Origin of the sequence: Bacillus sp. EE-W1 (assembly GCF_009760835.1) — a bacterium.
Classification (GTDB): Bacteria; Bacillota; Bacilli; order Bacillales; family Bacillaceae_G; genus Bacillus_A; species Bacillus_A wiedmannii.
On the sequence record NZ_WIPE01000058.1, the window covers coordinates 71,092 to 96,068 of the forward strand.

Consider the following 24,977-nt stretch of genomic DNA (forward strand, 5'->3'; position numbering starts at 1 on the left):
TCGGAGTTTTAAATATTTTGGAAATAGATCTAAATAAGAGGAATTCATATAAAAGGGGAATGTCTTATGACAACATATACGAGTGAAATGAGAAAAAGTTTAGTTTCAGAAGAAGATGTAGATATTTTGAAAATTATGGCGCATCCAATCCGCTTACAAATTGTAAATGAATTAAGTACGAGAAAAACTTGTAATGTAACTCAGTTAACAGAATTACTAAATATTCCACAATCGACTGTTTCGCAACATTTATCAAAAATGAAAGGTAAAGTGTTACGAGCTGAGAGAAGAGGTTTAGAAATTTATTATCATATTAATAATTTAAAAGCGAGTAAGATTGTAAGTGTTTTAGGATATATAAACTAATGAAGTATTTTCATATAAAATAGCCCCTGCTGGTGAGCAGGGGTTATTTTTTGTTGTTTTATGTATTCGTATTTAAAATTTTATAGTTTTTATGATTTACAATCGTTCGATCAAATTCAAAAGTACCACCGCTTACATTTGTAATTTCAACTAAGACCGATTCAGTATAAAGTTTTAATACAGATCCTGTAATCTTTAAATTATTTCGTTGAAAAAGTATAGTATCCCCTACGTTTGCTTTCATAGTACCTCCTCATTAAAGACAGAAATATTTTTTTATTATATATATTAAACCACGTATAGGTATATTAGTGAATATTTAGTTTTGTTTATCAATAAAATATTTTTTATTTTATAAAAAATAAAGTGCACTATAGTGTAAAAATAGTTTTTTTGTTGTATAGGAAAATCGAATTTTTGTAATCTAGCCATCATATAACTTGAGACATAATTTTTATAAAAGAAGATGATAAAACAGCTGTAAGTCGTATGGATGCAAAACATAATAATAACTATTTACGTATTTAATAATTCGTTTTTTGTATTTCGTCCTTCGTTTTCTGTAACTGATTCCATATTTTTGACGCTCTATCTTGTAAGTGCTTACATAAACAGAAACATCTTATACAATGAAGGTGTTAAATCAAATGAGGTGGCCAATATGAACATAAAAAAAGAAAATTTAGCGAATAGCATTGAAATAGAAAGAGGAGGCGGAAAGGTATGAAAAAATCAAATGTTAATCCATGGCTTGTTGTCCTTGGTACAGTCATAGTACAAATGGGACTTGGAACGATTTATACATGGAGTTTATTTAATCAGCCTTTAGTTAGTAAATACGGTTGGAGTCTTAACGCAGTTGCTATAACTTTCTCAATTACTAGTCTTTCCTTAGCGTTTTCGACTTTATTTGCGAGTAAATTGCAAGAAAAATGGGGACTTCGTAAACTTATTATGATAGCTGGACTAGCATTAGGACTAGGATTAATACTTAGTTCACAAGCTTCCTCATTAATATTGCTTTATGTACTAGCAGGGGTTGTTGTAGGTTATGCAGATGGTACAGCATATATCACTTCACTATCCAATTTAATAAAGTGGTTTCCAAAGCGTAAAGGTTTAATTGCTGGTATTTCTGTCTCTGCATATGGTTCAGGTAGCTTAATCTTTAAATATGTTAACGCACAGTTAATTGAATCAGTTGGTGTATCACAAGCGTTTATATACTGGGGTTTAATTGTTACAGCTATGATTGTAATTGGCGCTTGCTTAATCCATCAAGCTGCAGATCAAGGAGCAGTTCATGAAACAAAAACTCAGGAATATACAACGAAAGAAATGTTAGGCACAAAACAAGTATACTTATTATTTATTATGTTATTTACATCATGTATGAGTGGCTTATACTTAATTGGTATGGTAAAAGACATTGGTGTTCAACTTGTAGGGCTTAGCGCAGCGACAGCAGCTAATGCGGTGGCTATGGTTGCAATCTTCAATACATTAGGTCGTATTATTTTAGGACCGTTATCAGATAAAATCGGCCGTTTAAAAATCGTTACTGGTACATTTGTTGTTATGGCAGCTTCAGTCTTGGTTTTAAGTTTCGTAGATTTAAATTATGGTATCTACTTCGTATGTGTAGCAAGCGTAGCGTTTTGCTTTGGTGGAAATATCACTATTTTCCCAGCTATCGTTGGTGATTTCTACGGTATGAAAAACCATAGTAAGAACTACGGAATTGTGTATCAAGGATTTGGATTTGGAGCACTTGCAGGTTCCTTTATCGGTGCACTTCTAGGTGGATTCAAACCAACCTTCATGGTGATCGGTGTATTATGTGTCGTATCATTTGTTATCGCAATTTTAATTCAAGCACCTAAGCAGAAAAAAGAACAAGAAGAAGAGTATAGCAGCGTAGCATAAGTATATAAATCTTCTATCACACTATAAATACGAAAAAGCATCCTATTAAATAGGGTGCTTTTTTTTATGAATGATTGCAAGGAGGTTATATAATCTTTGGGATTTTCGAGACAAAAAAGCGAGTGAAATACCCAATTGGATTATATTGGAATATTAAAAAATGATACATTATATCCGAAATACGTATTAAATCTTAAAATATAAACAAGACATACATCAATAATTGCAAGATATATTTTCTCGGTATTTTCAGAAAAATGTTGAGAAAATATATACTTGAGTTTTTGATAAGGCTTTGTAAATGAAGGTATCTACAGTTAGTCTTCTACAAGTTTAAAAAGAGGAGTATGAATTAAATGTGTAATGTAAGTACTTATTAATGCTTTTAGATGTAATTGTATTGAGAATCACTAAGATATTTTATCTGAAAAATAAAAATAGGTTGACAAGTTTATTGAGAAAGATTATCATTTAGGTGTAAGAATATTAAATGAAAAACATTATCAATGAATAATATTTTGATGAAAAGTACACTTGACCAATTAGTTTAGTAAGTGTATTATTTTTAACATCATCATTGATAATGAAAATCGTTATCAATGATGATGTTAAACTGGATTAATTTTTATATGAAAGGATAGAGGAAATGAACATAGGGGAATTTGATGGGAAAACGGTTTTAGTAACTGGTGCAGCACAAGGTATAGGTAGTGTTGTAGCAAACATGTTTTTAGAAAGAGGAGCTACAGTTATTGGGGCTGATCAAACTGAAGAGGGGTTAAACGTATTCTTAAATCAAAATGAATTAAATGAAACACGTGTGAAAACGTTTCGTTTAGATGTGAGTGATAGTGCCGCTGTTGAAGAAGTAGTAGAACGGATTGAAAATGATATAGCACCGATAGATATATTAGTAAATGTTGCAGGGGTTTTACGTATGGGAGCGATTCACTCTTTAAGTGATGAAGATTGGAATAAAACATTCTCTGTAAATTCTACAGGAGTTTTCTATATGTGCCGAGCAGTAAGTAAATATATGATGCAAAGAAAGTCAGGGGCAATTGTTACAGTTGGCTCAAATGCGGCAAATACTCCGAGAATGGAGATGGCTGCGTATGTTGCATCAAAAGCTGCAACGACGATGTTTATGAAATGTTTAGGGTTAGAACTTGCAGCATACAATATTCGCTGTAACTTAGTTTCTCCAGGTTCTACTGAAACTGAAATGCAAAGATTATTATGGGCTGATGAGAATGGAGCTGAAAATATAATTGCTGGTTCTCAAAATACATATAGACTCGGTATTCCGTTACAAAAAATTGCACAACCTTCAGAAATTGCTGAAGCAGTATTGTTTTTAGCCTCTGATAAAGCGAGTCATATTACAATGCACAATTTATGTGTCGATGGCGGAGCTACATTAGGAGTTTAATAAAAAATTTAGGAGGTTTTAATACTATGAATGAACTTATAGCCGTAAAGGAACTGTCGGAAAAATTATTAGAAGATTATAAAACTGAATCTTCGTTCTTTTTCGCTTCACCAACTCGAACGATATTGACAGAAGGAGAGTTTACTACAGTAAAACATCATGAAATTGAAAGTTTTACAGAACTTGTACAAGCGGTATTACGTAATGCAAAACAAGCTGGAAATCCGAATCCTATCGTTGTTGGTGCTTTGCCTTTTGATCGTAGAAAGGAAGTTCAACTTATCGTACCAGAACATAGTAGAATTACTGAGCGTTTACAGTTAGAGACAACAAATGAGATAAAACAAAATGAGAAACTGGCATTTGAAATGACGCCTGTACCAGATCCTGAAGTTTATATGAATGGTGTAAAGCAAGGGATTAAAAAAATACAGGACGGCGATTTAAAGAAAATCGTTCTATCCAGATCATTAGATGTTGAATCTTCCGAAAAGATTGATAAGCAAAAACTTCTTCGAGAATTAGCAGAGCATAATAAGCGTGGTTATACATTTGCTGTGAATTTACCGGAAGATGAAAACGAGTGTAATAAAACATTAATTGGTGCAAGTCCTGAATTACTCGTTTCACGTAATGGCATGCAAGTTATTTCTAATCCGTTAGCTGGTTCAAGACCACGTAGTGATGATCCAGTAGAAGATAAGAGAAGAGCAGAGGAATTACTTTCTTCTTCGAAAGATTTACATGAACATGCGGTAGTAGTGGAAGCGGTTGCTGCTGCGCTTCGTCCATACTGTCATACATTACATGTTCCGGAAAAACCATCCGTTATTCATAGTGAAGCGATGTGGCATTTGTCTACTGAAGTGAAAGGTGAACTAAAGGATCCGAATACTACTTCTTTGGAATTAGCAATTGCTCTTCATCCTACGCCAGCAGTTTGCGGAACACCGATGGAAGAAGCGAGAGAGGCAATTCAAAAAATTGAACCATTTGACCGTGAATTCTTTACAGGAATGCTAGGATGGAGCGATTTAAATGGAGATGGTGAATGGATTGTTACAATTCGCTGTGCTGAAGTGCAAGAAAATACACTTCGTTTATATGCAGGAGCGGGAGTTGTTGCTGAGTCAAAACCAGAAGATGAGTTAGCAGAAACATCAGCTAAGTTCCAAACAATGCTGAAGGCTCTAGGGTTAAGTGATAATTCGCTGAATGAAAAATAGGGGGAAGAAAGAATGTTAGCAGGTTTCACGGAATGGCCAGAAGAATTTGCAAATCGTTATCGAGAAGAAGGATGTTGGCTTGGAGAAACATTTGGTTCGTTGTTAAGAGAACGTGCTGAAAAGCATGGAGATGAAATTGCAGTTGTAAGTGGTAATACGCATATAACGTATAGTGAGCTTGATAAAAAAGTAGATCGCTTAGCTTCAGGTTTACTGAATTTAGGAATAAAGCAAGAGGACCGAGTTGTAATACAGTTACCCAACATTATCGAGTTTTTCGAAATATGCTTTGCGCTATTTCGAATTGGAGCACTTCCTGTTTTTGCACTACCTTCACATCGAAGCAGTGAAATTAGTTATTTTTGTGAGTTTGGTGAGGCGAGTGCTTACGTTATTTCAGATAAGGCTCTTGGCTTTGATTATCGAAAACTAGCAAGAGAAGTGAAAGAGAAAGTACCAACTTTACAACATGTAATTGTAGTGGGGGAAGAAGAAGAGTTTGTGAACATAAGTGATCTGTATATAGATCCCGTTCCATTACCAGAAGTTCAGCCAAGTGATGTTGCGTTTCTCCAATTATCAGGAGGGACAACAGGACTTTCTAAATTAATTCCTAGAACACACGATGACTATATTTATAGTTTACGTGTTAGCGCTGAAGTTTGTAATTTAAATGCAGAAAGTGTCTATATGGCAGTTCTTCCGGTAGCACACAATTACCCGATGAGTTCTCCAGGGACATTTGGAACTTTCTATGCGGGTGGAAAAGTAGTGTTAGCAACTGGAGGGAGTCCAGATGAGGCATTTGCTCTTATAGAAAAAGAAAAAGTAACGATTACAGCGCTCGTTCCACCATTAGCAATGATTTGGCTTGATGCTGCATCTTCCCGTAATAACGATTTATCGAGCCTAGAAGTGATTCAAGTAGGTGGTGCGAAATTTAGTGCCGAAGTTGCAAAGCGTATTCGCCCTACATTTGGATGTACGTTACAGCAAGTGTTTGGTATGGCAGAAGGGTTAGTAAATTACACGAGATTAAATGATCCGGAAGAAATCATTATTCATACACAAGGTAGACCGATGTCTACATTCGATGAAGTACGGGTTGTTGATGAAAATGATAACGATGTAAAACCTGGTGAAGTAGGTAGTTTATTAACAAGAGGGCCCTATACAATTCGTGGCTATTATAAAGCAGAAGAGCATAATGCACGATCATTTACAAAGGATGGATTTTATCGCACAGGTGATCTTGTAAAAGTAAATGAACAAGGTTACATCATTGTAGAAGGAAGAGATAAAGATCAAATTAACCGTGGTGGCGAGAAAGTTGCTGCGGAAGAAGTTGAAAATCATTTATTAGCACATGATGCAGTTCATGATGTAGCCATCGTATCAATGCCTGATGATTATTTAGGAGAACGTACTTGTGCGTTTGTAATAGCTCGTGGACAAGCTCCGACAGTAAGTGAATTAAAAATGTTTTTAAGAGAACGGGGTATAGCGGCTTATAAGATTCCAGATCGAATTGAATTTATTGATTCATTCCCGCAAACAGGTGTTGGAAAGGTAAGCAAAAAAGAGTTACGTAAAGTCATTACGGAAAAACTTATTACGGTAAAGCGATAAAAAAATAAAAATTGGAAGGAAGTGATTAGATGGCTATCCCATCTATTTCAGTATACAAAATGCCAGTTGAATCAGAACTACCAAAAAATAAAGTGAACTGGACGCCAGCTCCGAAACGTGCGGTTCTTTTAATCCATGACATGCAAGAATATTTTCTTGATGCATATAGCGATAAAGAATCACCAAAAGTAGAACTCATTTCAAATATTAAGGTAATAAGAGAAAAATGTAAGGAACTTGGTATACCAGTTGTTTATACAGCACAACCAGGTGGACAAACGTTAGAACAACGTGGATTATTACAAGACTTCTGGGGTGACGGTATTCCTGCTGGACCAGATAAAAAGAAAATTGTCGATGAACTTACTCCTAATGAAGATGATATATTCTTAACAAAATGGAGATATAGTGCATTTAAAAAGACAAATCTATTAGAAATTTTAAATGAACAGGGAAGAGATCAACTTATTATTTGCGGTATTTATGCGCATATCGGCTGCCTTTTAACAGCTTGCGAAGCATTTATGGATGGTATAGAACCATTTTTTGTAGCAGATGCAGTTGCTGATTTTTCAATAGACCATCATAAACAAGCATTGGAGTATGCATCTAATAGATGTGCAGTAACGACATCAACAAACTTACTGTTAAAAGATTTACAAAGTGTAAAAAGTGATGAGAGTGAAGGAATCACTTTACAGGAAGTGCATGAACTAGTTGCACAACTACTTCGTGAGCCAGTAGAGAGTATTGATATTGATGAGGACTTACTAAATAGAGGACTTGATTCGGTCAGAATTATGAGTTTAGTAGAGATGTGGCGTCGCGAAGGGAAAGAAATAACTTTTGCAGATTTAGCAGAACGTCCAACTGTTTCCGATTGGTACAGTTTACTATCTTCACAGACAGCACAGGTGCTGTAACAAATAGACTACATAATAAAGGGGTAGTAAAGAATGCCTAATAGTCAAAAGGTTCGTCATTCGTTATCATCTGCGCAGACTGGTATGTGGTTTGCACAGCAATTAGATCCGCTTAATCCGATTTATAATACTGGGGAATATGTTGAAATAAACGGAAATATTAATCAAGAAATTTTCGAATTAGCAGTACGTAAAGTTGTAACAGAAGCAGAAGCGCTACATGTTCGCTTCGAAGAGGATGAAATTGGTCCATGGCAAGTTATTGAAGAATTACAGTTTCATATGCATTTTATTGACGTTCGTAAAGAAGAAAATCCTGAAGAAGCTGCTAAAGTATGGATGAAAAATGATTTATCTATGCCAGTCGATTTGAAAAGAGATACTTTATTTACTGAAGCACTTATTCAAGTTGAAAATAATCGTTTCTTTTGGTATCAGCGCATCCATCACATTGTGATGGATGGCTATGGATTTTCACTTCTAAGCCAAAAGGTAGCGAAAGAGTATACATCACTTATAGAAGAAACGAGAAAGAATGAAAAGCCATTTGGTTCTCTTGCAAAAATTGTACAAGAAGATATGGAGTATCGTGAGTCTAAACAATTTCAGGAAGATCGTACTTTTTGGTTAGAAAAGTTTGCAGATGAACCGGATGTCATAAGTTTAGCAGAACGAGCGCCGAGAACATCAAATGGATTTTTACGAGAAACAGCTTATTTATCCAGTTCTAGCACGAAAACTTTACTAGAAGATATCAATGTTTCTTTAACAAATTGGCCGGAATTTATTGTAGCTGTAACAAGTATTTACATGCATAAATTAACAGGTGCAAATGATATTGTTTTAGGTTTACCAATGATGGGGCGTCTCGGTTCTGCATCTATTTATACACCGAGCATGGTAATGAATTTAGTACCACTTCGTATTACAGTAACTCCAAATATAACTCTTGCGGAATGCATACAGCAAGTTTCTAAAGAGATTCGAGAAGTACGTCGTCATCATAAATATCGTCATGAGGAATTAAGAAGAGACTTAAAGTTACTAGGTGAAAATCAAAGGTTATTCGGGCCGTTAGTGAATGTGATGCCTTTTGATTACGGGCTTAATTTTGCTGGGAATCGTGGTATTACACATAATTTATCAGCAGGACCTGTCGATGATTTATCGATAAATGTTTATAAACGTTTCGATGAAAATGAGCTAATGATTCATTTTGATGCGAACCCGGAGGTATATAGTGATTCGGAACTAGCATTGCATAAAGAGAGATTTATGAATGTATTAGAATTAGTGATAAATGATTATCAAAAAGACGTGTCGATTGGAAATATAAACATTACTCTTCCAGAAGAAAATCATAAAGTTTTATTCGAATGGAATGAAACTAAGGAAGCTGAGGATTTAATCACTCTACCTTTATTATTTGAAAAACAAGTACAAAAAAATTCAAATAAAATAGCGGTTACGTGTAACGGAGTAGACCTTACGTATAAAGAGCTAAATGAACGGGCGAATGAACTAGCGCACTATTTAGTAGAAGAAGGAATAGGGCCAAATCAGTCTGTAGCTTTAGTATTTCCAAGGGCAATAGAAATGGTAGTTAGTATGCTAGCAGTTTTAAAGGCTGGTGCAGCGTATTTACCGATAGATCCAGAATATCCAGCTGAGCGAATAAATTATATAGTAAATGATGCAAAACCAATTTATATCATCACACATTCATCTGTTTCATCTACTTTAGTTATAGAAAATGATATAAAAAAAATCGAATTAGATCGAGAAGAAACAGAACTAGCATTAAAAGCATATTCTCATAGGAATCTACCATTTAGAAATGATGATTCATTTTTAAAGCCTGCGTATACAATTTACACTTCAGGCTCAACCGGAAATCCAAAAGGTGTAATTGTTCCTATGAAAGCTTTAAGTAACTTTCTATTGGCTATGGACGATATGTTTTCACTAAATGAGAACGATCATTTAGTAGCGGTTACAACATTTGCGTTTGATATTTCTGCTCTAGAGATTTATTTACCTCTTATTAGTGGTGCAAGTTTAACAATTGCACAAAAAGAGGTAATTCAAGAGCCTTCTGCGTTAACGGCACTGTTACAAGAAGAAAGAGTGACAGTTATGCAAGCTACACCGACGTTATGGCAGGCGTTAGTAACTGAATATCCAGAAAGGCTACAAGGGCTAAATGTGCTCGTTGGTGGTGAAGCTCTTCCAGCCCATTTAGCAAATATATTAAAAGAATTAGGTTGCTCTATTACAAACTTATATGGACCAACTGAAACGACTATTTGGTCTACTGTCATGAACATTAATGAAAATGAAATTGGTATACCTCCTATTGGAAAGCCAATTTGGAGTACAGACGTGTATGTATTAGATGCAGGTTTACAACCAGTACCACCTGGATTAATTGGTGAATTATATATTGCAGGGGAAGGGCTTGCGAACGGATATTTAGGAAAACCAGAGTTAACGGCTGAACGGTTTGTTGCAGATCCTTATGGAAAACCAGGGAAGCGCATGTACCGCACAGGTGATCTTGTGAAATGGCGTAACGATGGTGTGTTAGAGTACATGAGCCGCGCAGATCATCAAATTAAAATTCGTGGTTTCCGAATTGAATTAGCTGAAATTGAAATGGTATTACAACGACATGAATATATTCAACAAGTGGTAGTAATGGTACGGGAAGATCGCCCAAATGATAAACGAATCATTGCGTATATCGTTGCCGAAGGGAATGAAGGGATTAACCTTTCAGAAATTCGTTCTTATGTTTCAGAAAGTTTAGCGAATTATATGGTGCCATCGGCATTTGTTGTGCTAGAAGAATTACCATTAACGCCAAATGGTAAGGTTGATAGAAAGAAATTACCTGCTCCTGATTTTAATGAAATGAACAAGGAGAGAGTTGCTAGAAATCCGAAAGAAGAAATATTATGTGATTTATTTGCAGAAGTACTTGGTGTTTCTCGCATTAGCATTGATGATAATTTCTTTGAAATGGGTGGCCATTCGCTTCTTGCATCTCGTCTAATGGCAAGAATTCGTGAAACGTTAAGTGTTGAATTAGGAATAGGAAAACTATTTGAATCGCCAACCGTTGCTGAACTGGCGAAACAATTGGATCAAGCAAAAACTGCAAGACCAGCTATTAAGAAAGTAAGTAGACCAAATGAAGTTCCACTTTCATTTGCACAGCGCAGGTTATGGTTCTTAAATTGTTTAGAAGGTCCAAGTCCTACTTATAATATTCCATTAGTCGTTCGTATTTCTGGAAAGTTGAACGAGGAAGCATTGCAAGGTGCCTTTTATGATGTAGTTGAGAAACATGAAACGCTTAGAACGATTTTCCCTAACGTATTAGGTAGTTCCTATCAGAAAATTTTAGATATGGAAAATTTAAATTTAGAAATGATAATAACAAAAACATGTAAAGATGAATTAGAAAGTGTGCTTGTAGAGGCGGTAAGATATAGTTTTAACCTTGATGTTGAACCAGCAGTTCGTCTGCAACTATTTACAGTGAATGAAAACGAACATGTATTACTAATTCTATTGCACCATATTGTAGGGGATGGCTGGTCATTACAACCGTTAACGAGAGATTTTACAGCGGCATATAAAGCACGATGTCAAGGTAACAGAGTTCAGCTAGAGACACTTCCAGTTCAATACGCAGATTATGCACTTTGGCAACAACAACTGCTCGGTAATGAAACTACACCAGAAAGTCTTATTTCAACACAATTAGATTTTTGGAAGAAAGAGTTAGAAGGTTTACCAGATCAGCTGGAGTTACCTACAGATTACCAGCGTCCAATTGAAACGAGTTATCGCGGAGAAACAATTCATTTTCAAATAGATGCGGGTATGCATAGTAGGTTAGTAGAGCTTGCACGGAAAAACGGAGTTAGTTTGTTTATGGTGTTGCAAGCAGGACTTAGTGCGCTATTTACAAGATTAGGTGCAGGTACTGATATACCAATCGGTAGTCCGATTGCTGGAAGAAACGATGATGCACTCTCTGACATAGTTGGTTTATTTGTAAATACATTAGTGTTACGCACAAATACATCAGGAGATCCAAGTTTTAAAGAATTATTGAATAGAGTGAAGCAGTCAAATCTTGCAGCTTATGAAAATCAAGATGTTCCATTTGAACGACTCGTTGAAGTGTTAAACCCAGTACGTACTCGAAATAGTCATCCGCTATTTCAAGTTATGTTAGCATACCAAAATACGCCAGAAGCAACATTTGATGCTCCGGATATAGAAGCGAACCTTGAAATCCAAAGTGTGGGCTCTGCGAAGTTTGATCTAACATTTGAAATTAGCGAGAGTAACGGAGTTCATGGTACGCCAGATGGCTTACACGGGTTACTAGAGTTTAGTACCGATTTGTATAAACGTGAAACGGTTCAACAATTAGTAGAACGATTTATTCTGTTATTGGATGATGCAGCGAAACATCCGGATCAATCAATTGGCACATTAGAAATTTTAACATTAGCAGAGAGAAATACAGTGCTAGAAAAGTGGAATGGTGGTTTTCAAATTGTACCAGAAATGACATTATCACAATTATTTGAAAAGCAGGTTTATATAAATCCGAATTCTATTGCTGTCGTCTTTGAAGATGAAAAGTTAACTTATGAAGAGTTGAATAAAAAAGCGAATAAAATAGCTCGATTGCTAATTGCAAAAGGAGTTGGTCCTGATCAACTCGTTGCTTTAGCAATGCCGAGATCTTTAAATATGGTTGTAAGCTTACTAGCTGTTCTGAAAGCGGGAGCAGGTTATCTTCCATTAGATCCGGATTATCCGTCAGATCGTATTTCATTTATGCTCCACGATGCGAAGCCATCATGTGTGTTAACAAATTCAGATGTGGAAATTGAATGTGATGAGGAACTGAAAATTTTAGTTGATGATGTGAAGACAATAAAAGAAATTGAGAAGTATAGTGAAGATAATATTGATGAAATGGAGCGCATGAAGCCATTATCTCCTTCACATATTGCTTACGTTATTTATACGTCAGGCTCAACAGGTAGACCGAAAGGCGTTATGATACCTCATCAAAACGTAGTAAGACTTTTAGGAGCAACTGATCATTGGTTCCAATTTGACGCAGAAGATGTTTGGACGATGTTCCATTCATATGCTTTTGATTTCTCGGTTTGGGAAATTTGGGGCCCTTTATTATATGGAGGGCGTTTAGTTGTAGTGCCACATACTGTAAGTCGCTCACCGAAAGAATTTTTACAGCTTCTTGTTAAAGAAAAGGTTACGGTTTTAAACCAAACTCCATCAGCGTTCTATCAATTGATGCAAGCAGATCGTGAAAATGAAGAGATTGGCCAAAAATTATCTTTACGATATGTTGTTTTTGGAGGAGAAGCACTTGAGCTAAGTCGCTTAGAAGATTGGTATAGTCGACATCCTCATAACGCACCAAAGCTTATTAATATGTACGGTATTACGGAGACGACAGTACATGTTAGTTATATTGAATTAGATGAAACTATCGTCTCTTTACGAGCAAATAGTTTAATTGGGTGCAGTATACCTGACCTTAAAGTGTATGTGTTAGACAACTATTTACAACCAGTGCCACCTGGAGTAGTTGGAGAAATGTATGTTGCAGGTGCAGGGCTTGCGCGTGGATATTTAGGAAGAGCAGGATTAACGGCTGAACGCTTTATCGCAGATCCATTTGGAAAGCCAGGTACAAGAATGTATCGTACAGGAGACTTAGCTCGCTGGCGTAAAGATGGGACGCTAGATTATATAGGACGTGCAGATCATCAAATAAAAATTCGTGGATTCCGAATTGAATTAGGAGAAATAGAAGCAGTCATAATGAAGCACCCTAAAGTTGAGCAAGTAGCCGTTATTGTAAGGGAAGATCAACCAGGGGATAAACGGTTAGTTTCTTATATCGTTTCATCAAATAATGAAGCGATTGATACGAATGAAATGCGTCAGTTTGCTAGTGATAGTTTACCAGATTATATGGTTCCATACGCTTTTGTAGTAGTAAATGAGTTACCTTTAACTCCAAACGGTAAATTAGATAGAAAGGCATTGCCAGCTCCAGAATTTATCGCATCATCTTCTAGTCGTGGTCCAAGAACACCGCAAGAAGAAATGTTATGTGACTTGTTTACAGAAGTGCTAAGTGTACCTCAAATTGGAATTGATGACGGATTCTTTGATCTTGGTGGCCATTCACTCCTTGCAGTGCAGCTTATGAGCCGCATGAAAGAGGCGCTTGGAGTGGAACTAAACATTGGTACTTTATTTGCAGCACCGACTGTTGCAGGGTTAGCTGAAAGACTTGAGATGGGGAATGGTCAAAGTGCACTTGATGTGTTGCTTCCATTACGAGCAAGCGGGGATCAATTACCACTATTTTGTGTACATCCAGCAGGTGGGTTAAGTTGGTGCTATGCAGGACTTATGAAATCTTTAGGAACAGATTATCCAATCTATGGTGTACAAGCACGTGGTATCGCTAAAAATGAAGAACTTCCAAAAAGTTTAGAGGAGATGGCGGCGGATTATTTAAAACACGTTCGTGAAGTACAGCCTCATGGACCATATCGTTTATTAGGTTGGTCGCTTGGAGGAAATGTTGTGCATGCAATGGCGGCGCAACTACAAAATGAAGGGGAAGAAGTAGAGTTACTCGTTATGCTTGATTCTTATCCTGGACACTTCTTACCGAATACGGAAGCGCCTACTGAAGAGGAAGCGTTAATCGCATTACTTGCTTTAGGTGGATACGATCCAGATAACATGGATGGTACACCACTTACGATGGAAAGTGCAGTAGAAATACTTCGTAAAGATGGAAGTGCATTAGCAAGTCTTGAAGAAGAGACGATTTTAAATTTGAAAGAAACATATGTAAATTCGGTAGGATTGTTAGGGAAATATGTACCGAAAGTTTATAACGGAGATATTTTATTCTTTAGATCTACTGTTATACCAGACTGGTTTGATCCTATCTCTCCAAATACGTGGCTAAATTATTTAGATGGGCAAATTGTGCAACACGATATTGATTGTAGACATAAAGATTTATGTCAACCAGGACCACTTACAGAGATTGGACAAGTATTAGCGAAATATTTGCAGGATAAGAAAGGGGTAAGTACAGTATGACGAATCCGTTTGAAAATGATAATTACACATATAAAGTACTAAAAAATGAGGAGGGCCAGTATTCTCTCTGGCCTGTCTTTCTTGATGTACCTATTGGTTGGAATGTCGTACATGAAGAGACTAGTAGGAATGATTGTTTACAATATGTTGGAAATAACTGGAAAGATTTGAATCCGAAAAGTAATCATGTTGGCGAAAAAATATTAGTAGGAAAACGATAATGAAGGAAAAAATAAATCCAAAAGTAGTTGTAAGTATCGTATATATAACAGCGATGTTTATGGCTGCGATGGATGCAACGATTGTGAATGTAGCACTCCAAACGATAAGTAAAGAACTACAAGTGCCTCCATCTGCAATGGGGACGGTTAATGTTGGGTATTTAGTTAGCTTAGCTGTTTTCCTTCCGATTTCTGGTTGGTTAGGAGATCGCTTCGGTACGAAAAGAGTATTTATAACCGCTCTTTTCGTATTTACAACTGCGTCTGCATTATGTGGAATAGCGAATGATATTACTTCATTGAATCTTTTTCGCATCATGCAAGGTGCTGGCGGGGGGCTTTTAACACCAGTTGGGATGGCGATGTTATTCCGAACATTTTCACCAGAGGAAAGGCCGAAAATTTCACGGTTTATTGTGTTGCCAATTGCTGTAGCACCGGCAGTAGGACCAATTATAGGTGGTTTTTTTGTAGATCAAATGTCTTGGCGCTGGGCATTTTATATTAATTTACCGTTTGGAATCGTAGCGTTACTATTCGGTCTACTATTTTTAAAAGAGCATATTGAAAAATCAGCTGGTCGCTTTGATTCTCTCGGTTTTGTTCTTTCTGCACCAGGATTCGCGATGCTTATCTATGCACTTAGTCAAGGGCCGTCAAAAGGCTGGGGTTCTTCAGAGATTATAAGTACTGGAATAGCTGGGATTGTATTCATTACATTGTTTATCATTGTAGAACTTCGAGTAAAGCAACCGATGTTAGATTTACGCTTATTAAAAGAACCAGTCTTTAGAAAAATGAGTCTTATTTCATTGTTTTCATCCGCTGGTTTACTAGGAATGTTATTTGTTTTTCCACTTATGTATCAAAATGTAATAGGGGTTTCCGCATTGGAATCAGGTCTTACGACATTCCCAGAGGCGATTGGGTTAATGATATCGTCACAGATTGTGCCATGGTCATATAAGAAACTAGGAGCTCGAAAGGTAATTTCTATTGGATTAATTTGTACGGCGATTATCTTTGTTTTATTAAGTTTTGTAAATCACGATACGAACCCATGGCAAATTCGGGCATTATTGTTTGGTATCGGTATTTTCTTAGGTCAGTCTGTTGGAGCAGTTCAATTTTCTGCATTTAATAATATCACGCCACCTTCTATGGGGAGAGCTACGACTATATTTAATGTGCAAAATCGATTAGGTTCAGCGATAGGAGTTGCAGTTTTAGCTAGTATACTAGCCGGTTTTGGAAATAATAGTGTACAAAATAATGCTCAGTCAGATTTCTTACCATATCAAGCTGCGTTAATTGGATCAGCAATATTTTTACTCATAGCATTACTATTTTCTTTACGTATTTCTGATAAAGAGGTAGTGGCAAAGAAGAAGAAAAAGCCGTTACCTATATTACAAAAAGAAAAAGAAGTTGTAAACGAATAAGTTATAGAATAATAATATTCTTTTGAAATAAAATGATATTGTTTTTTAGAAGGAGAGAGTTTACATGATAGAGAGTAAAGTTGTAGATTCTGTACCAACTCTTAATGAGAATAGTTGTCAAATATGGTGGGCAAGAATTTCAGATTTACAATCATGGCATTACAATTTACTAAATAATGTTGAACGAGAGAAAGCAAATTCATATCATCATTCGGCAGATCGTGCACGATTTATAATAGGTTGTGTAATTAGTAGATTAGTTCTTGGAAAGATCCTTTCTATGTCGCCAGTTCAAGTACCGATTAATCGAATGTGCCCTGTATGTAAGTTACAACATGGTAGACCACAATTACCAGAAGGAATGCCGCAAATATCTGTTTCACATTCGGGTGAGTGGGTTGTTGTTGCATTTACAAAGTCTGCACCTGTAGGCGTTGATGTTGAACAAATGAATCCAAATGTAGATGTTATGAAAATGGCAGAGGGCGTATTAACAGACATTGAAATAGCACAAGTTATGAAGTTATCTAATGAACAGAAAATAGAAGGTTTTTTAACATATTGGACTCGAAAAGAAGCGGTACTAAAAGCGACAGGTGAAGGACTAATGATTCCACCAGTAGGTATTACTGTATCAGCTCCAAATGATCCTCCAAATTTGTTAGTTTTTAAGGATAGGCAAGAGTTAGTAGAAAATACAATGATGGAGGATATAAGGCCAAGTGCAAATTATATGGCTTCAATTGCAATATTTAGTAAAGAAGTAACTGAAATTACACAGTTAGACGCAGTAGAGCTTTTAAATTATAAATAAGTTAAATAAAAAATCTTATAGAAGAGGTGTTCCTCATGTTAGTAGCGGAAAATAGAACAAATGAATTCACTTATAATGTACAAGCAATTAAAAATATTTTATTTTCTGGAGATACATCATCTATTCATGCTTTAGAAAAGCTTTTGAATGATACAGTTCAGTTTGAAATTCTCGAACAAGAGGTACTTGATAGACAGTACATCCCGAAAGAAGCAAAGAATTTCTTTGATAAAAACGGAACATTTCTTTACCGTGTATCCAATGTTAGTTATAAAGGAAAAGTGTTATCTGAGAATCTAATTTTTGCGGACACTTCGTTTTTACCAAATACAATTAAGAGTGAATTAGAGAGTGGAAATATTCCAGTTGAAAAAATTATAGAAAAGATGGAAGTAAGAAGAAACGTATTATACGAAGGATATCAGCCATCTGGGAATATTATTGAATTGTTTGATGGATGCTCTGTTACGGCGAATGTGTATCCAACTAGAAAATATCAAATTGTAAGTAATTGCAAATGCATATTTTATATTTGTGAAGTATATCATGCAGAGAATATAAAAAATCTGCTTAAATAGAAAATAAGAAACCAGCCCATAAAATGGCTGGTTTCTTATTTATTTCACAGCTTCTTTTAACTCTTTACCAGCTTTAAATGCTGGAACTTTACCAGCAGCGATTTGAATTTCTTCGCCAGTTTGTGGATTACGTCCTGTACGAGCAGATCTTTCGCGCACTTCAAACGTTCCAAAGCCGATTAATTGAACTTTATCGCCAGATTGTAATGCAGTAGCAATTGTGTCAAATACGGATTGTACCGCTGCAGAAGCTTCCTTTTGAGAAATATCAGCGGATTGTGCCACGTTTTTAACTAATTCTGTTTTGTTCATGTTTTCACCTCATAAAAAGTTTTTTAGAATGAATGTTTTAGTATAATGGATAGTATAGAGAAAGCTATTTATATGGTTAGAAAGAATACTATATAGTTATGTTAATTTCGTTGTAAGAGACTGAATCCCTGCTAATAATTAGGGATTAATTAAGAATTGATGTATAGAAAATGCTGTAATATGAGGATGAGGGGGAGTATATGAATGATTTTTCGTGAAAAAAATGAGAATGAAAGTATATTAATTCGTCAACATGATCATGGTTTTTTAGCTGGAGAGATTGCAAAGCATATAAAAGAAGATTTTTTTGAAGATGAAACATACTTAAAAGAGACAATTGATGCAATATATGAGCATGATAGAGGATGGATAGAACTTGATAAAGTACCAATTTTGAATGATGCTAAAAATATTCCATATACATTTATGGATTGTCCAAGTTCATTGCGGTTTGTTTTTTATACGATTGGTTTGAATGAAATTGAAGATTCGAATCCATACGGAGCATTACTTTGTAGTAAACATTTTTTATCATTTTCATTAAATGATGAAGACGAAGAAATGATGTCTTTTTATAAACATGAATTGGAACGACAAAAAAGAATTTTGAAAACGTTAACGAAAGAACAATTTGCGATGTTCGATAAACATTATAGATTATTAAAGTTTTGCGATGAACTTTCTTTATATGTGTGTATGAATAAACCTGGAGCAGAAAAGGAAGATGAAATTGATTTGTTTAAAGATGGTTTTGAAGGAACGGAAATGTTTAATAGTAAGGTGGAGAAACTTATTCAAGCTGAATGGGTGGACGAGGAAACAATTCGGATTACACCGTTTCCATTTCAAACGGAATTTCATACGTATGTAAAATATAAAACTATAAATAAACATGTAGTTGAAGAAAAAGGGATTGCAAAAGCTGATAGAGAATCGGAAATGGAGAAACAAAACATTCGTTTCGTACAATAAGGAGGCGATTTAGATTGAAAGAGTACATGTTAAAACAGTTTGATTACCATGATTGGGCTAATACGCGATTATTCAATCGATTAAAAGAGTTACCAAGCTATGAGACAATCTTTAGCGAAAAGATACAGAGTGTATTTCCATCAATTAAGGATACTTTTGCGCATATTTATATTACAGATCAAGTGTGGTTACACATATTGCATGGTAAAAGTATGAATGAAGCAATACAAGACCGAGAAAATTTACGAAAACAAATCGAAACTAAATCGTTACATGAATTAGAAAAAATGTTTAAAAACATGGCAAATCAATATAAAGACTTTTTAATTACAATACAAGACGTGAATGCTTTATTTGTTATCGAGAATCCATATGCAGGGAAATTAGAAACTTCAATTTTAGAGTTAGTACAACATGTCGTAAATCATGGTACATATCATAGAGGAAATATAACAGCGATGATCCGTCAACTCGGTCATTCGTCGACAATGACGGATTTTGTACTGTATTTACATATGGTGCAGAAGGAGGGGGAGTAATATAGTTTGTAAGAAGGAGAGCCTTTAATTGTAAAAGTCTCTCCTTCTATTTTATTCCGCACTAATGGCAGATCACTGATTAAAGTTTTACATTATTTCTTAAGAGGCTTTATTTTCTTGTAATTGTTTAGCATATTGTATAGCTTTATATGCATTGACTCTACCATTTTTCCAATACGTACCTGTACCACTAATTTTATCAGACGTTGACTCAATAATTTGGCGGATTTGTGTATTGCTATATCCTTGATTTGCTAAAAGAGCAGCGACTCCTGCAACATGAGGTGTTGCCATAGATGTACCACTTAATGATTGATACGTGCTTCCTTTATATGTGGAATATATATTTGAACCTGGTGCTGCAACATCTACCCAGTTACCATAAGTAGAAAATGAAGATTTTCTATCTGATTGATCTGTAGAAGCAACTGCAATCACCTCGTTGTAATAAGCAGGATAATTAGCTTTTGTATTTCCAGCATTTCCAGCAGCTGAAACAATAACAGAGCCTTTATTCCATGCATATTGAACGGCTTGTTGTAAAGCAGTCCCACCATTTGGGGCGCCTAAGCTTAAGCTAATTACTTTTGCACCTGAATCAGCAGCTTCTCTAATCCCTTGCGCTACAGCATCAAGAGTACCACTTCCTTGATTATCTAATACGCGGACGGCATAAATTGAAGTTTGTGGGGCAACACCAGCAATTCCAACACTATTATTCGTAAGTGCTCCAGTAATTCCAGCGCAATGCGTACCATGACCATTACCATCATCAGATGTATTGTCGTTGTCAACATAATCATGTCCGTAAATTACTTTCGAAGCTAAATCAGGGTGTGAACCTTGAACTCCTGTATCAATAATAGCTACTTTTACACCAGGATCACTTCGTTGACTATCCCAAGCTTGTGGAGCTTGAATTTTTTGCAATCCATATTGATTTTTAAAATATGGGTCGTTCGGAGTCCAAAAGGCGTGAACGTAATAATTCGGTTCTGCATATTCCACATCTGGATTATTTTTATAACTTTTTATTTTTTCTTTGACAGTACCTTTTGAAAATTGAACGACTTCAAAACCTAACGTATCATCTTTAGATAAAACGTTAGTACCGACAGATTTGTGAAAAGATTGAACATTACTTAAAGAGGCATTTTGTTTGAACTTAACGATTAATTGGTTAGGGACGTAATCAGTAGATGATGTTTCAGCACTTGAAGTATTTGTGTTAAAAAAGAAACCACCAATAATAAATGATAAAACAGATAGGAAAACAATGATTTTGTTTTTCAAAAGATTTTTCCTCCCTTTTCTTGGATGAGTTTTTCGGCGACACTTTAATGTCACATTCCTTTTCAACTATATAGTTAGACCATACGATTTATGTCATTTATGTGAAAAACTTTTAGTGGAATAAAAAAAGGGAAAGATCGATATAAATATATTTTTAATGACATTTACTGAGTTAGAAAACGAAAAAAGAAATGCTCATTATGTATGAGTCATTCCTTTTTTTATATTAACTTGCCTGTTTTTTATGACTTTCTTTCAATTTCTCTGCTTGTAAAAAGCGATTCGTTTCAGCAACAACAATACCACTTAACCCAATAAGGCCAATTAAGTTTGGAATCGCCATAAGTCCATTTGCAATATCAGCAAATGTCCATACGATACCTAGTTTTAAATTAGCCCCAATAGCAATCATGACGATAAAGATCGCTTTATAATATTTAACAGCACCTTCTCCAAATAAATAAGCCACGCACTTCTCGCCGTAATACGACCATCCTAAAATAGTAGAGTAGGCAAATAATATAATTGCGATACCAAGAATCATACTACCAGCAGTGCCAAATACAGATTGGAACGCAAGTGTTGTCGCTTCAACGCCAGTTTTACCTGATTTCCATGCACCTGTAGTAATTAATACTAGCCCTGTAATGGTACATACAATAAACGTATCTAGAAAAGTACCAGTCATAGAAACTAAAGCTTGCTTTGCAGGTGAATCAGTTTTTGCGGCAGCTGCAGCAATAGGGGCACTCCCTAAACCAGCTTCGTTTGCAAATACACCGCGCGCCATTCCGATTTGAATTGCAGATGCAATTGTTGCGCCAATAAAACCACCAGCAGCTGCAGTCCCATTGAATGCGCCAGAAAAAATAAGTGAGAATGCTTCTGGAATTTGATCGTAGTGATAGAAAATAATAATAAGCCCAGCAATGATATAAAAGAAAGCTTTAATAGGAACGATATATCCTGTCACTTTCCCGATTTTTTTCACACCGCCTAAAATAACAATGGCGATTAAAAACGACATGAATATACCAGTTAAAGCAGGAGGAAAAGAGAAATTAATTCGCATTGCCTCTGCAACTGAGTTAGATTGCACCATATTACCGATACCGAAAGAAGCAGTTGTGCCGAATATAGCGAATAAAACAGCAAGCCATTTCTTACCTAAACCACGTTCTAAATAGTACATTGGTCCACCTGAATATTCACCATTTTCATTACTAACACGGTATTTCACCGCAAGAATTGCTTCGGCATACTTTGTTGCCATACCGAACAAAGCAGTAATCCACATCCAAAAGATTGCACCGGGTCCACCAATCGTTACAGCAGTTGCAACACCGGCTATATTCCCCATACCTATCGTTGCCGCCATAGCTGTCATAAGTGCTTGGAAGTGGCTAATATCTCCAGAGGAAGATGTATCTTCTGATTTTTTAAAAGCTAGTTTGTGAGCGTATAATAGTTTACTAAACTGTAATCCTTTTAAACGCACTGTGAGAATGATACCAGTACCAACGAGTAACAACAACGTTGGTAATCCCCACACATAGTGATTGATTTGTTCTAATACTGTACTTACTGTCTCCATCTGTATTCTCCTTTTTATGAAAAAATAAAAACCACTTCAAGTAAATGAAATGGTCTCTGGAGAAACAAGGGATAGAAAAATAAACCGATACAAATCGGCATTTTCTTTCGCTTGTCTCTGTCCTTTTACCTGAGAGATTATCCGCTATAGTAGCGGATTTGCTCCTTCGGTGCTCTTTTTCCTCCGCGCTATATAAAAGCGAGAGGGAGTCTCTCCAGAGATTCGTCCCCATGCAGTTCTACTTGTAAACAAGACCTGAGAGTTTCAAAGTTGATTCAGCAACTTTTTGCCCCGTCGGTAGATCAATAGACCTTCTCCTGAATGGTTCATCCGAATTATAAAATTTATAAAAATATTGATTGTAAATCAATAAAAACATTATAGACAGACAAAATATGAATTGCAATCTTTTTTTATGTTAAAATAGTAACCAGTTTTATTTTTTTGCAAGTCCTAATTTAACTTCAACTTCATTTAACGTAGATAAAGCGAGGACAATATGTTGGTCCGCAAGTCCTAAAGCATGTTTAGTATTTTCAATTGTTTCATTGGATGGAGTAGAGTTATTTGCTCCGTCTATAATTAAATTTGCTGCGTTTTTCATAAATTTAGAAGCAGTCTTAAATTCAGTTGTGAAATAAATTAGTTGTTCTTGTATTTGTACTTCCGATATATTTTCTTTAATTTTCACAGTGTCTATTTCGTTCATGATTTTTTCATATTGTTTGGAAATAGCATTCATTGTGACTAATAGTTTATCTCTGTCTACTGAATCTCCGTTCGTGTTAATCTCTTCCCAGGCAGGCAACCAATCTTTTTCGATGATGTCATTATAATTTGTAGTTAATTCATCAATTTTTGGTTGTAATTTAGTTTTAAAACTTTTTGTATCAATTGTTTCTACGGTAGTTTTTTCGTTATTATTTTTATCTTTAGTTGTGTAGAAAATCGTACAGGTAATAATAAAAATAGAAATAACGATTGTCCATTTATTAAAAAATAATTTCTTCAATGGTTAATACCTCCAAAAATAAACATCTTTTAATTATAATATATAACAATAATATTGTTAATAATAGAGAATATAGTCTGGAATTAATTTAAATTATATTTTTTATATACGTAAATAATCAAGATTGGTAAAATAATGAAAGTAATATGTGAGAAAAGAGGGTTTTTAGTGAAAATGAATAGAAGAAAACTAGTTTCAAATATTTCAACGGTTGTGTTATTAGCTGGTTTATTTACACTTATATATTTAGACAAAGAATCTAAAATTGAAGATTTTCCAGTACCAATGTCAGCAATTCATATTAACGATGATAAGGAAGAGGAGTATAAATATATAAGTGTAATGCCTATTACAAAGGCTAGTGGATGGGAGAACTTAGGGGAAAACGGACATACTGTTAGTTTTAAAAAAGGGGAGCGGAAGGTAACTGTATTACATTATCCAGGAGAACTTACATATTATTTATTTGAACAAAAGGTGAATAAGAAAGGGAGATAAGATAAAGTTGTAATTCGTTAAGGGTTACATCTTTTCTTTTGATTCTGAATTATTTGAAATAAAATCAGATAGATGGTTTGATAGATGTAGTGATAAATATGATTAGTTCTATATGCACATAAAGAGTAATGAGGAGATTATAAAAATATTATGTAAACTGAAAATTATAAGTGGAAGGTAAATTATATCCTAAGGGGGAGTTAAAAATGTTAATAAAAACAATCTACTGTAAAGTGGAAGAAGAGAAAAAAGAGTTATTTTCAAAAGCACAAGAAAAATGGCAAGCTATACAGCAGCTAGATGGATTTCATGGGCAATTTGGTGGATGGTATGAGGATGAGGCATGTGTATTTACTTTATGGGAAGATAGAAGTGCGTATCAATCATTTATGAATGCTGCTCACGATACCATTTATTTAAATAGTAATCAAGAGGATACGTTTCTTTCATGTGAAATTGAATTGTTTCAAACGTTGTATGATATAACTGATATGCCTTTGGAAGACGTAGTTACAGAAGGAACATTCGTAAGAGTTGCTATATGTGATGTAGAGGTGGGAAAGGAAAAGTATTTCTTACATAAACAAGAAACAATTTGGAATAAAGGGATGAAAAATGCAAAAGGGATGTTAGGTGGAGTTATTGGGAAGTCTTTAAAAACTGAAAATCGTTACATTGTGCTAACTTATTGGAAAGATGAAATGACGCATCAAAATTATGTAGAAGAGATTTTCCCTGAGTTGTATAAACTAGCTAATATTCATGATGATTTAAAAGATATAAGAGGTAAACAAGCTGTATGTAAGGAAGAGTGGCTTGTATATTAAGTGTACAAAACGTGCATAAATGAATGTATAATAAAGATATTTTCTTATAAACGAGTAATTAATAGAAGACGTTATATACCTTTTCATGTTAATATGTTTAAGTTATAATAGAAGGCTTACCCTTTTGTATTGTACGGTAGAAGCAGTGTGAGCTTGAATTTTTTTGAAAAGGATGTGCCTAA

Annotated in this window: 20 protein-coding genes and 1 riboswitch; of the genes, 15 read left to right on the forward strand and 5 right to left on the reverse strand. The window is 35.2% G+C overall.

The window, feature by feature from the left end:
• Positions 1 to 66: 66 nt before the first annotated feature.
• Entirely contained in the window at positions 67 to 366 is a 300-nt protein-coding gene (locus GFJ36_RS11085; RefSeq protein ID WP_000214798.1) for an ArsR/SmtB family transcription factor, read from the forward strand.
• Positions 367 to 424: 58 nt separating this feature from the next.
• On the opposite strand, the gene GFJ36_RS11090 is transcribed toward GFJ36_RS11085, so the two are convergent.
• Positions 425 to 610, reverse strand: coding sequence for a YkvS family protein (locus GFJ36_RS11090; protein WP_000646791.1), 186 nt, complete (start codon positions 608 to 610; stop codon positions 425 to 427).
• Positions 611 to 1,089: 479 nt separating this feature from the next.
• Between GFJ36_RS11090 and GFJ36_RS11100 the strand changes: the two genes are divergently transcribed.
• The 10 genes from GFJ36_RS11100 to GFJ36_RS11145 all read left to right on the forward strand — a co-directional run bounded on the left by GFJ36_RS11100 (position 1,090) and on the right by GFJ36_RS11145 (position 17,748).
• Positions 1,090 to 2,292, forward strand: a complete 1,203-nt coding sequence (locus tag GFJ36_RS11100; RefSeq protein ID WP_048546673.1) for an L-lactate MFS transporter — start codon at positions 1,090 to 1,092, stop codon at positions 2,290 to 2,292.
• Between the two features lie 646 nt (positions 2,293 to 2,938).
• Entirely contained in the window at positions 2,939 to 3,724 is a 786-nt protein-coding gene (gene dhbA, locus GFJ36_RS11105) for a 2,3-dihydro-2,3-dihydroxybenzoate dehydrogenase (protein ID WP_098082777.1), read from the forward strand.
• A gap of 26 nt (positions 3,725 to 3,750) precedes the next feature.
• The gene (gene dhbC, locus GFJ36_RS11110) at positions 3,751 to 4,950 is read left to right on the forward strand and encodes an isochorismate synthase DhbC (RefSeq protein WP_097890800.1); all 1,200 of its coding nucleotides are present in this window, start codon (positions 3,751 to 3,753) and stop codon (positions 4,948 to 4,950) included.
• A gap of 12 nt (positions 4,951 to 4,962) precedes the next feature.
• Positions 4,963 to 6,579, forward strand: a complete 1,617-nt coding sequence (locus GFJ36_RS11115) for a (2,3-dihydroxybenzoyl)adenylate synthase (protein WP_087982428.1) — start codon at positions 4,963 to 4,965, stop codon at positions 6,577 to 6,579.
• Between the two features lie 29 nt (positions 6,580 to 6,608).
• The gene (locus GFJ36_RS11120) at positions 6,609 to 7,502 is read left to right on the forward strand and encodes an isochorismatase family protein (protein ID WP_098230673.1); all 894 of its coding nucleotides are present in this window, start codon (positions 6,609 to 6,611) and stop codon (positions 7,500 to 7,502) included.
• A 33-nt stretch (positions 7,503 to 7,535) separates the two neighbouring features.
• Entirely contained in the window at positions 7,536 to 14,693 is a 7,158-nt protein-coding gene (locus tag GFJ36_RS11125) for an amino acid adenylation domain-containing protein (RefSeq protein WP_098649092.1), read from the forward strand.
• Positions 14,690 to 14,914 carry an MbtH family protein gene (locus GFJ36_RS11130; RefSeq protein WP_087982423.1) on the forward strand — a complete coding sequence of 75 codons (225 nt, stop codon included), beginning with the start codon at positions 14,690 to 14,692 and terminating at the stop codon, positions 14,912 to 14,914. Before GFJ36_RS11125 ends, GFJ36_RS11130 begins: the two co-directional genes overlap by 4 nt.
• A complete protein-coding gene (locus GFJ36_RS11135; protein ID WP_097890808.1) occupies positions 14,914 to 16,356 on the forward strand; it encodes an MDR family MFS transporter in 1,443 nt (480 codons plus the stop codon). The genes GFJ36_RS11130 and GFJ36_RS11135 overlap by 1 nt, the downstream gene beginning before the upstream one ends.
• Before the next feature lie 64 nt (positions 16,357 to 16,420).
• Positions 16,421 to 17,170, forward strand: a complete 750-nt coding sequence (sfp, locus tag GFJ36_RS11140; protein WP_087982419.1) for a 4'-phosphopantetheinyl transferase Sfp — start codon at positions 16,421 to 16,423, stop codon at positions 17,168 to 17,170.
• Between the two features lie 35 nt (positions 17,171 to 17,205).
• The gene (locus tag GFJ36_RS11145; RefSeq protein ID WP_046955745.1) at positions 17,206 to 17,748 is read left to right on the forward strand and encodes a hypothetical protein; all 543 of its coding nucleotides are present in this window, start codon (positions 17,206 to 17,208) and stop codon (positions 17,746 to 17,748) included.
• Positions 17,749 to 17,787: 39 nt separating this feature from the next.
• On the opposite strand, the gene GFJ36_RS11150 is transcribed toward GFJ36_RS11145, so the two are convergent.
• Entirely contained in the window at positions 17,788 to 18,060 is a 273-nt protein-coding gene (locus GFJ36_RS11150) for an HU family DNA-binding protein (protein ID WP_001043960.1), read from the reverse strand.
• 204 nt (positions 18,061 to 18,264) lie between these two features.
• Here GFJ36_RS11150 and GFJ36_RS11155 point away from each other — a divergent pair, with 204 nt between their 5' ends.
• The gene (locus GFJ36_RS11155) at positions 18,265 to 19,032 is read left to right on the forward strand and encodes a DUF3891 family protein (RefSeq protein WP_087982417.1); all 768 of its coding nucleotides are present in this window, start codon (positions 18,265 to 18,267) and stop codon (positions 19,030 to 19,032) included.
• Positions 19,033 to 19,046: 14 nt separating this feature from the next.
• The gene (locus GFJ36_RS11160; RefSeq protein ID WP_087982415.1) at positions 19,047 to 19,571 is read left to right on the forward strand and encodes a DinB family protein; all 525 of its coding nucleotides are present in this window, start codon (positions 19,047 to 19,049) and stop codon (positions 19,569 to 19,571) included.
• Positions 19,572 to 19,670: 99 nt separating this feature from the next.
• Here GFJ36_RS11160 and GFJ36_RS11165 read toward each other — a convergent pair whose 3' ends face one another.
• The 3 genes from GFJ36_RS11165 to GFJ36_RS11175 form a co-directional block, all read right to left on the reverse strand.
• Positions 19,671 to 20,864: a S8 family peptidase gene (locus GFJ36_RS11165; RefSeq protein ID WP_087982413.1), complete on the reverse strand. Its 1,194-nt coding sequence runs from the start codon at positions 20,862 to 20,864 to the stop codon at positions 19,671 to 19,673.
• 226 nt (positions 20,865 to 21,090) lie between these two features.
• Positions 21,091 to 22,458 (reverse strand): alanine/glycine:cation symporter family protein, encoded by a 1,368-nt coding sequence (locus GFJ36_RS11170; RefSeq protein WP_000451054.1) that lies wholly within the window; start codon positions 22,456 to 22,458, stop codon positions 21,091 to 21,093.
• Between the two features lie 107 nt (positions 22,459 to 22,565).
• Positions 22,566 to 22,686: riboswitch (glycine riboswitch) on the reverse strand.
• A gap of 208 nt (positions 22,687 to 22,894) precedes the next feature.
• Positions 22,895 to 23,470: a hypothetical protein gene (locus GFJ36_RS11175; RefSeq protein ID WP_087982411.1), complete on the reverse strand. Its 576-nt coding sequence runs from the start codon at positions 23,468 to 23,470 to the stop codon at positions 22,895 to 22,897.
• Positions 23,471 to 23,602: 132 nt separating this feature from the next.
• Here GFJ36_RS11175 and GFJ36_RS11180 point away from each other — a divergent pair, with 132 nt between their 5' ends.
• Both GFJ36_RS11180 and GFJ36_RS11185 read left to right on the forward strand, forming a co-directional pair.
• The gene (locus tag GFJ36_RS11180; RefSeq protein ID WP_097890814.1) at positions 23,603 to 23,968 is read left to right on the forward strand and encodes a hypothetical protein; all 366 of its coding nucleotides are present in this window, start codon (positions 23,603 to 23,605) and stop codon (positions 23,966 to 23,968) included.
• Positions 23,969 to 24,174: 206 nt separating this feature from the next.
• Complete coding sequence (locus tag GFJ36_RS11185) at positions 24,175 to 24,795, forward strand: YdbC family protein (protein ID WP_087982407.1); 621 nt, start codon at positions 24,175 to 24,177, stop codon at positions 24,793 to 24,795.
• Positions 24,796 to 24,977 lie beyond the last annotated feature (182 nt).